The organism is Bacteroidota bacterium, assembly GCA_034723125.1.
Taxonomy (GTDB): domain Bacteria; phylum Bacteroidota; class Bacteroidia; order CAILMK01; family JAAYUY01; genus JAYEOP01.
This window is the reverse complement of sequence record JAYEOP010000404.1, coordinates 1-9,959: the sequence shown is the minus strand read 5'-3', so window position 1 is coordinate 9,959 and position 9,959 is coordinate 1. Positions and strand designations below refer to the sequence as shown.

Sequence of the window (9,959 nt, the reverse complement as noted above, 5' to 3'; positions counted from 1 at the left end):
TGTTTGCCTGAATAACGTTGATTTTTTTTAACTTTTTCCTTTGCGTTCTTTGCGTCTTTGCGTGAAAATATAAACAAATCAGTCGGCAGTCCCCAGTCCACAGTTCGCAGTCAAATTCCGAATAAACAAATCACCAAATAAACAACTTAATGACAATTAAATGACAGCGAAGCAAATGACCACTAAATGACTATTGAAACAAATCACCAAATAAACAGATGAGCAGATTCTTCTTTGCGTTCTTTGCGTCTTTGCGTGAAAATATAAACAAATAAACAATTCTTTCAACAGATTGCCATCCTTCGTAATGACGGTATGTTGGAGTTTTTAAAAAGGATAGCCAATTGCAATGTTCAGTATTAAATTTTCTTTTCTCCAGTTTTTTGATGCTAAATTAATTTTATCATAAACCCATTTATCTTGCATATATGGTTTACGCACAGGGAAAGCAAGGTCGAAACGTAACACAAAAAAAGTAACATCAATCCGTAATCCAAGTCCTGTTCCAATTGCAAGTTGGTCAATAATTTTATCGGCAATTATTTCTGCACCTTTACGATTTTTATCTTCATTAAGAAGCCAAATATTTCCTGCATCAACAAATAATGCTCCTTTAAAAATGCTATAAATTCCAAATCTATACTCAAGGTTAGTTTCCAATTTTATATCCCCTGTTTGATCAAAATAAATATTTTCTGTTCCTGTATTATCAGGCAAATATTCTCCCGGTCCTACTGAGCGTGCTGTAAAAGCTCTCAAACTATTTGTTCCTCCAATAAAAAATTGCTTTAAATAAGGCAAAGTTGTAGAATTTCCATAAGGCAAGCCTATTCCTGAAAATAACCTAAATGCAAATTTGCTTTTTTTACTAATTTTTTGATTAAGTCTAAAATCACTTTTTATTTGCAAAAATTGGGAATACACAACTCCAAAAACTTTTTCTATATCTTCAGATGCTGCTTTGGTTGCAAATAAATTCAACAAATTTCCTGATAAATCCAAACTACCTTTAAAAGCATAATTAAGTTTCAAATTTGATTTTTTTAAATTAGTAATGGAAAACTCGTAGCCTGAACCTAAAATAAATTGTTCCTCAAAACTTTTTCGTATTATTGGATTTTTATCAAGGTATTTTTCAAATTCACTTGAGCTATTTACTAAATCAACAAAATCAATTACAAGAGGTTTTAAAGTGTGTGAATTTGAGGCATTAGCTTTCCATTTATATTTAAAAGTAAATTTCAAAGAATTGAGTTTGAAATAGTTAATTCTATTAAATAAATTATATCCAAGATTTATTTTTGTTAACGGCACAAATTTCACAAAATAGCTTGTTGATTTTAAGGGAACAAAACGAGGTATTGACAGTTCGCTTGTTAATCCAATATTGTATGAGTTGTTCCATTTATTATTTCCACTAATTTGCGTTTCAAGACGAGAATCCAAATTAATATTAAATTTTTCTGCTCCTTTGAAAAAGTTCCTATCAGTAAAACTAAATTTAATTCCAGGTCCTGCAAAGTTATTTGATTTTGACACTGCACTCAACTCAGCATCAACCGATATTTTTTTCTTTGGTGTTAATAATAATTTTATATTTAATGAATGTTTGCTTATTGAATCCTGTACTATTTTGATTTCTATATATTTATAAACATCCAATGCCATCAAATGCTTGTAAGTTAGGTTGTGTACATTCCTTGAATAAACTTTATTCTGCTGAAAATAAACAGCATTTAATATTGTATTAGGTCTGAAGATTTTGTGTTTTGAAATGTAATATTTTCCATCAACAAGAGATGTATCAACAAGTAAATTTCCAAGAGAATAATCAGCATACACAAAAATATTATTAATTTTATATGCAAATTTTGCTTTGTCAGGTGTTTCGTCTTTTAATTTAAGATAAACATTAAGCCTTGATTTAGCAACTGAAGAGTCAATTTGAAATATTAAATAATCAGGATTAAAGAAATAATATCCTTTATTTTTCAAAATTTTGTCAATTCGTTTTCTTTCCTTTTTTAATACTTCTAAATTATAGCTATTATCTTTTTTCAATAATGATGAAGAATATGTTTTTCGGATTTCATTTTCAATAGATGAACTTCCTTGCGGAAATATCAATGTATCAATTAAGTATTGCACATTTGCATCAACAAAATATTTAATACTTACTTTCCGTTTTTGTTTTTCAATTTTATAATTAACATTACTATTAAAATATCCATTATTTTCAAGCCTGTTTTCAATCAATAAAGCCGTTTTTTTTGCTTTTACATTTTTAAAAAGAATTGGTTTTTCTCCAATTTTATTTTTCAATAATTTACTAAATCCTTTGTCCTTATCCCCTGCTAAATAATACAAAGTCAATTTGGGACGCATCCCCAATAATTTTGAATTCGGTTTTGGTTTAACAACATTTTCAATTTCATTTTCTAATGATGAACTCAATGAATTTGTATATTCTATTTTTGCTCCTGTGTAAAGATATTCACCATACTGCAATCCTGACAGACCGCTACAAGAAACGAAAGCCATCATAACAATTGGAATTAATAAAAGCTTATATTTTTTAAAAACGACAATCATTCTTTTCCTTCCTTTAGTGTTTTATATCTTTGTTTTCTTACTAAAGCATCAAAATCTTTTACAAATATTAATGTTATTCCCGAAGATATAATTTCTCCATCAAAAACGTCATATTCATTTAGTCGTGAAGCTTTCAACTTAAATTTTCCATCGGGTGTTATTTTATAAATTACAGCTACATCACCAATTATATTCGATAAATCTTCTTGCTTTTCATTTTCATTATCTTCAATGTTCATGGTACTTTCCATTTCTACAGTTAGCCTTTCATTAAAAAAATCTTTTGAAGCATGCATATCCAATTTTGTTTTAGAATCAATAGTTCCTGAAGAATAATCATCAAAAGATTCCAATCCAAAATCAAGATTTACTCCTTTTACGTATTTCCCCGAAAGTTTATTTAATTGTTTTGTTAAAATTCCATTAACACTATTTTTTGCTGCTGTTGTAGAAAAAGAAGCAGACTCTTCATTTGGTTGAGCAGATGCTTCGGAAATAAAACCTCCCATTACTAAAAGTGCAAAAACCTGTTTGTTTCTTTCAGACATTTCTTCCTTAGTTGCTAACATTCTTAGCTTTGTTGCCACTTCAGGGTATTTAACTTTATGTTCCTTTTCTATATCAATTCCAAAACTTATTTCCGGCAACATCATATTTCCTATCATATTTAAATTCACATGAAAAGGCAATTTTTGTTTGAAACGATTTTTTTCGTCATCCGACATTCCCGCAAATTCATTTGATATAAGTTCTAAGGGTGATGTTTCAACATCATAAATTGCGGCAATATCAAGATTCGCATCAGTAGGATTACCACTCCAAGTTATTTTACTACCTTTTTTAATCCTAAACTCTTTTTTTACAAGATTATAAAACGATAATTTGTAATAACTGTCAAATATCTCATAAGTTCCTACAAGACTGGTTTTTCCGCTTCTATCCAAAGCAAAATTTAAATTAGATTTTCCACGAATTGTCATATAATCTCCGGAAATGGGATTGGTAATTATTTTAAATCTTGCATCTTCATTAATTTTTATTAAAGAAAACAGTTCTATTCCTTTAACTTTGTGAAAGGTAGTATCATTTACCGAAACATTTAAATTTGAATAAACCGAATCTTGAAGAGCATCCATATCAACAAAGGCTACAACACCTTCAGATTCTATCATTTCCAACTTCTTTTCATCAAGTGAATAAATAAAATCAGTTCCTTTATTTACAAATATTTCTGATTTAATTTCAGGCTTGTCAACACTTCCTCTTATTTTTATATCAGCTCCTAAATTTATTTGACCATAATAATTTATCTCTTTGTTTGCCTTTGTGTTCATTACAATAAAATCCTTTGATTTCACATCAAGTTTTAATTGCATGTTTTTATATTCCTTTGTTTGAATATTCCCGTTTATAACAAACTTATTATCAAGGGAATCTAAAATTGTAAATTCAGGAAAAACAATTGAATTTTTGTTAAACAATAATTTTTCATTCTTTAGCTTTAAGGAAGTATTAGTAATGGAGGATGCAAGTTCAATGTTTTCGAAAAGCATTGAACCCAATATTTTTGGATTATCCAAAGTTGATGAAATATTTAAATATCCTGTTATTTCCCCTTGCATTTTTGGAAATAAATTACTTAGAGTCGGTTGAAGATTTTCGAGTTTTGTAAAATCTATATCTAAATCAAGATTAATTGAATTACTATCATTTAATGAATACAAAAAACCATTCATTCTCAATTCGTTATCTAAATTATTGTATTCAAAAGAAATATCATTTTTACCAATAATATTATTATTTGCTTTTAGATAAATATTACCAATTTGTATGTCAGAAAATGTAATTTTACTAATATTAATATCGGCAAAATAACGAGTTAAATTCTCTTTTATTTTTAGTTTTACATTGGCATCTAAAAATCCATTTATAATATTTGTACTATTTTGTGTTTCAATAATATTAGTTAGATTGCTCAAGGAAAAATTATTAATATTAGCTTCCAAAACAGATTTGTTATTATCAATTGAAAGCTTTTGTTTTTCATTTGATAAAACAAAATTATTTGTTACAATTCCATTTTTCTCAAAAACAATGGAATTATCATCATGAACATTCCATTTTTTATAGTTCATTATCAAATTATCCTGCAAAACACTAAATTTAAAACCGCTTTGCAAACTTGATAAAAGCATAGGAATATTCATTTTTTTCTTTCCCTTTGTATCAGTAAATGAAAGTGTTGAATAAATTTTATCATTTGCAACATTTCCTTTAACTAAAAATTTATTTATTACAAATGTATCAAACTGAATTTTTCCAACGCTACTTTTAAACGAAAGTTCACTTTGATTAGAATTTATTTTTAACTCAATCGAATCAATGGTATTCGATAAATATTTAATTTCAGGAATTAAGATAGAAAAATTTAAATTCTGTGTAGCCCCCCTGTAACTTGCCTTTATTTTATTGACTTTAAGTTTTTTTAAATCAGGCAAAAAAACATCAGTAAGCAAATCGGTATTTAACATATCTATTTCTAAATCAAAGTTATAAGCCTGTGTGGCAAATTTAGTTTCACTTTTGTTTATTTCAAAATATTTATTAATATGTGCCAATAAAACATCAGAGATTTGACTTATATTAAAATTACTATTTATTTTAGTTGTAATCAAAGAAGAATTAATATTTACAAAACTTTTTTCATTATTTATTTTTGTTAAAATTTCAATTTTATCAATAGGATAAAGTTGTTTTTTTGTGTTAATCACAACATTATCAACTATGGTAGTAGTATTTATTTTATTTGAATCACCAAGAAAAGAAACAGAATTTATGTTTGCTGAAAGCACAAATGCTTCATCATAAAAGTTCATAACATAAAGATTTGCTCTCTTTAAGTTAAAATTCAATTTTAAATCCTTTGTTTTTTCATCCATTAACAACTTACAATCCAAATTGAAATCACAGTTCTCATCATCGGAACTTATTGTTGCATAGAGCTTTTCATTACTATAATCGGCATCAATAATAATATTGTTATATTCATAAGAATTAAAAGTTGCTTTGTTTATTTCAGATTTTATTTTCGCTTTAATATTTTTTGTACGCAAGCCCGAACCTTTCAAATGAGAATTCATTGAAAGCAGTCCGAGTGTGCTATCCATTAATAGTTTATTTGTTTTAAATTCTACAATATTTGCATTTATTTCAAAATTATCTTTATCACTTAGCGAATCATATTTCATTATTGCTTTTAAATCAACATCTCCCATTGAAGTTGACAAATGTAGGTTAGAAGTAAGATTGTTAATACTTCCTGAAACATCAGTATTCAATGTAATTTCCTTTGGAATTTCAATTGAAGATGGAATTAGCCTATTTGATAACAACTTAAAAATGTCATCTTTTACAGTAAAAAAGGTATCTAATTGAAAGTGAAATTTTGCTTTCTTAAAATCTGTTAAATCTATTATAAAACCTTTGCTACTTAACTTTGTGTTACTTGCTGTTAGTATTTCAAATTTATCAATTGTCAGCTTACTTAACTTACCTTTTAACTCTGTATTTATCAAAAATTTATTACCACTATTCAGACTTTCTGCAAGTAGAGGCACAAAAAAGAAAATATCATTTGTTGCAATTTCAGTATTCTTTAATCTAAAATCTATTTTAAGCAAATCAGGGTTATCGGCAATTGTTTCCAAAGAAGGAAAACCTAAGTGAATATCAGAATTAATTTTTGTAAAAGGAGTTGTAAGTTTAAAATTTGTTATTGACAATTTATTTGTTTCAAGTACAATATCTGTTTGAAAATCAGTAAGATTAAAACCACTTTTTTCAACAAAATTAAAATCCTTTATTTTTGTTTTTATAATATCTCCGTTATAAAAAATATCATTCAGCAAAATATTTAAATTTGAAATGTAAAGATGGTTTAAATCCATACCTGATGGTTGTTTCTGAAAGTTGTTATTATCAAATTTCAAACTATTATTTTTAAATTTAAAATTCTCTAAAGCTATTGTCCAACCTAATTGTTTATTTTTACTTTGCTTTGATTCAACACTAATATTTTTATTGCTTGAATCGAGCAATGAAGAATCAATTTTTCCTTGTTTGTATTCAATTTCAGTATTTTGCAACAATAAATTATTTAAAGTAATTTTCTGATTTGCAATATTAATACTCTCCGGTAATAATGCTAAGTTACCCAGATTCAATTTAATATTTTGCTTTGTTACTTCATTTGCATAAAAAACTTTAATTTTTGATAATTCGAAACTGTTTAGTGCAATATCAAAATCCATAGGAGCAATCTCATCCTTTTCAGTTGTATCTTTTTGTGGCATTTTGCTTTGCACAAAGTTTGTATAAATACCTGAAATACTAATCTTATCAACAAAATATTTATTAGACAACAAATCGGAAGAATCGAAATTTATATTCAAATTTTCAAGAAAGAACAAAAGATTATTTCCTGAAACTTCATCATTAAAACAAAAATTAATATCACTTAATTCAATATTTTCAATTGAAATTGGCATTCCTTTTTTTAGTGTATCTTTCTTTTTCTCATTATTTTTAGGCTCTGAAGCAAAAACATCAACAATAAAATCAAAATTAAAATTACTATCTGATAAAGAACGCTTTATGTTACAACTCAAATCATCTATTTCAAAACGCTCAATTTTCAATCTCTTTTTTACAAGATTTAACAAATTAACTGAAATCTTAATTTTATGGCAATAGAATAAAGTATCTTTCTGCAAATCTTCGGTATAAATATCTTTTACAACAACACCCCTTGGTAAAGACAGATTAATAGATTTTATTTCTATGGTTGAATCAGTTTTATTTGAAACAAAATTTTCAATTTTTCCGGTTATCGCATTTTGGATAAATGGCAAATGAAGTAGAAGGGTAATAAATATCAAAAATAAAATTATTCCCCCACTTATCCATAAAAACAATTTCAAAGCGTTACGAACAATTCTATTTTTTATTTTAAAAAACCTTTTCATAAATAGTCTCAATCAAGGACATTCAGTTGTTTATACCGCAAAATTTAATTCAATAAAAACATCCATACTCTATGATTTTTTTTACTTATCAGTTCCAAAGTAATAAAACTATCTTTCCTTTTCGCCTTTTCGCTTCTTCGCCTACTTCGGACTATAATTCGGAGCTTCTTTAGTTATCATTACATCATGAGGATGGCTTTCCTTTACAGTTGCCGTAGAAATTTCAATAAATTTTGCTTGTTGTAATTTTTTAATATTTTTTGAACCTGTGTAACCCATGCCTGCTCTTAAACCACCAATATATTGATAAAGGATTTCTGACATTGAACCTTTAAAAGGCACACGTCCAACAATACCTTCGGGTACAAGTTTTTTTATATCACTTTCAGGGTCTTGAAAATAACGATCTCCCGAACCTTGTTTCATAGCTTCAACAGATCCCATTCCTCTATAACTTTTATATTTTCTTCCTTCATAAATTATTGTTTCTCCCGGAGATTCTTCTGCACCAGCAAACAATGAACCTGCCATTACACTATTTGCTCCTGCTGCAATTGCTTTTACAATATCTCCCGAATACTTTATACCACCATCAGCAATAACAGGAATTCCCGTACCTTTTAAAGCTTCCGCACATTCCATAATTGCTGATAACTGAGGCATTCCTATACCTGCAATTATTCGTGTTGTACAAATTGAACCGGGACCTATTCCTACCTTTACAGCATCTGCTCCTGCATCCGCCAAAGCTTTCGCCCCTTCGGCAGTAGCAACATTTCCTGCTATAACATCAAGATTAGGATATTTCTTTTTTATTTGTTTTAAAATATCTAAAACCGCTTTTGAATGTCCATGTGCAGAATCAATACTTATTACATCAACTCCTGCATCAAGTAAAATTTTCACATTCTTTAAAGTATTAGAATTAATTCCAACAGCAGCTCCTACTTTTAAACTTCCAGACTCATCTTTTATAGCAAAGGGATGATCCTTTATTTTTTTTATATCTCTGTGTGTAAAAAGTCCTTTTATCTTTCCATCGCTGTCAATAACAGGTAATTTTTCTACTTTATGTTTATGTAATATTTTTTCTGCTTCCAAAAGTGTAATATTCTTTTTTGCCGTAACAAGTTTTTCTTGTGTTGTCATTACCTTTGATACACTTTTAGAAAAATCCTTTTCAAAAAACAAATCCCTTTTTGTTAAAATACCTACTAAAATATCATTGGCATCAACAATCGGAATACCACTAATATCTTTTGCCTTCATTATTTCCAATGCATCAGCAATAATAGCATTATCATGAAGGGTAATAGGCTCTTTTATCATTCCACTTTCCGACCTTTTCACTTTTTTTACTTCACTCGCCTGAGCTTCAATTGGCATATTTTTATGAATTATACCTACACCTCCCTCGCGTGCAATTGCAATTGCTAGAGATGATTCGGTAACAGTATCCATAGCTGCCGAAATAAAGGGAATATTTATATCAATATTTCTGCTAAGTTTTGTTTTTAAATCAACATCTCTTGGCATTATTTCCGAATACGCAGGAACAATTAAAACGTCATCATAAGTTAGTCCTTTCCCAATAAATTTATTAGAATTATTTAACATTGAATATATATTTAGAGTGTTTTTCCATGTGCAAAGGTAGTAAAAGGAAAATTATTAGCAAAATAAATATTTAGAGTTCGCAGTCTTCAGTCGGCAGTCTTCAGTCCGCAGTCGGCAGTCGGCAGTCAAATTCCGAATAAACAAAAAGAAGTACTTAAAACTAAAAGCTAAAAACTAAAAACTAAAAGGTTATGTGTTACGGATAAACATAAAGAAGTACCTAAAGTGCCTAAAGTACTTAGAGTTATGTGTTACGAAAAAACAGATAACTAAATCCTCCTTCGCTAAAGCTACGGAGGAGAATCTAAACAATTCCTATAACAACAACCCATAAAGTCGTCATTGTGAGGGAGGTACGACCGCGACAATCTCGGGCTTTTTAGCAGAGGTAGTCAAAAAACAGTCCTCAGTCAACAGTAGGCAGTCTCCAGCCAGCAGTCAAATTCCAAATAAACAAAAAGAAGTACTTAAAGTGCCTAGAGTGCCTAAAGTACTTAAAGTTATGTGTTACGAAAAAACAGATAACTAAATCCTCCTTCGCTAAAGCTACGGAGGAGAATCTAAACAATTCCTATAACAATAACCCATAAAATCGTCATCACAAACATTCAGTGCAGCACACAAACTTCCTAATTATGACGGGAATTGTAGACGCCTGCATGGGCATACATGGAAAGCAGAGATCAGGATAGACTCTGAAATCGACCCTACAACGGGAATGGTTAT

General features: G+C 28.6%; 4 protein-coding genes. 1 reads left to right on the top strand and 3 read right to left on the bottom strand.

Translation table 11 applies throughout. The annotated features are described in order from the left end of the window. Positions 1-327: 327 nt before the first annotated feature. From U9R42_10840 to guaB, 3 genes are all read right to left on the bottom strand, one after another. Positions 328-2,592 (bottom strand): BamA/TamA family outer membrane protein, encoded by a 2,265-nt coding sequence (locus U9R42_10840; GenBank protein ID MEA3496521.1) that lies wholly within the window; start codon positions 2,590-2,592, stop codon positions 328-330. Next, the gene (locus tag U9R42_10835; protein MEA3496520.1) at positions 2,589-7,616 is read right to left on the bottom strand and encodes a translocation/assembly module TamB domain-containing protein; all 5,028 of its coding nucleotides are present in this window, start codon (positions 7,614-7,616) and stop codon (positions 2,589-2,591) included. The genes U9R42_10840 and U9R42_10835 overlap by 4 nt, the downstream gene beginning before the upstream one ends. Positions 7,617-7,757: 141 nt before the next feature. After that, positions 7,758-9,233 (bottom strand): IMP dehydrogenase, encoded by a 1,476-nt coding sequence (gene guaB / locus U9R42_10830; GenBank protein ID MEA3496519.1) that lies wholly within the window; start codon positions 9,231-9,233, stop codon positions 7,758-7,760. A 586-nt stretch (positions 9,234-9,819) separates the two neighbouring features. On the opposite strand from guaB, the gene U9R42_10825 reads away from it, so the two are divergent. After that, on the top strand, positions 9,820-9,959 hold a 140-nt coding region (locus U9R42_10825; protein MEA3496518.1), incomplete at its 3' end, for a 6-carboxytetrahydropterin synthase.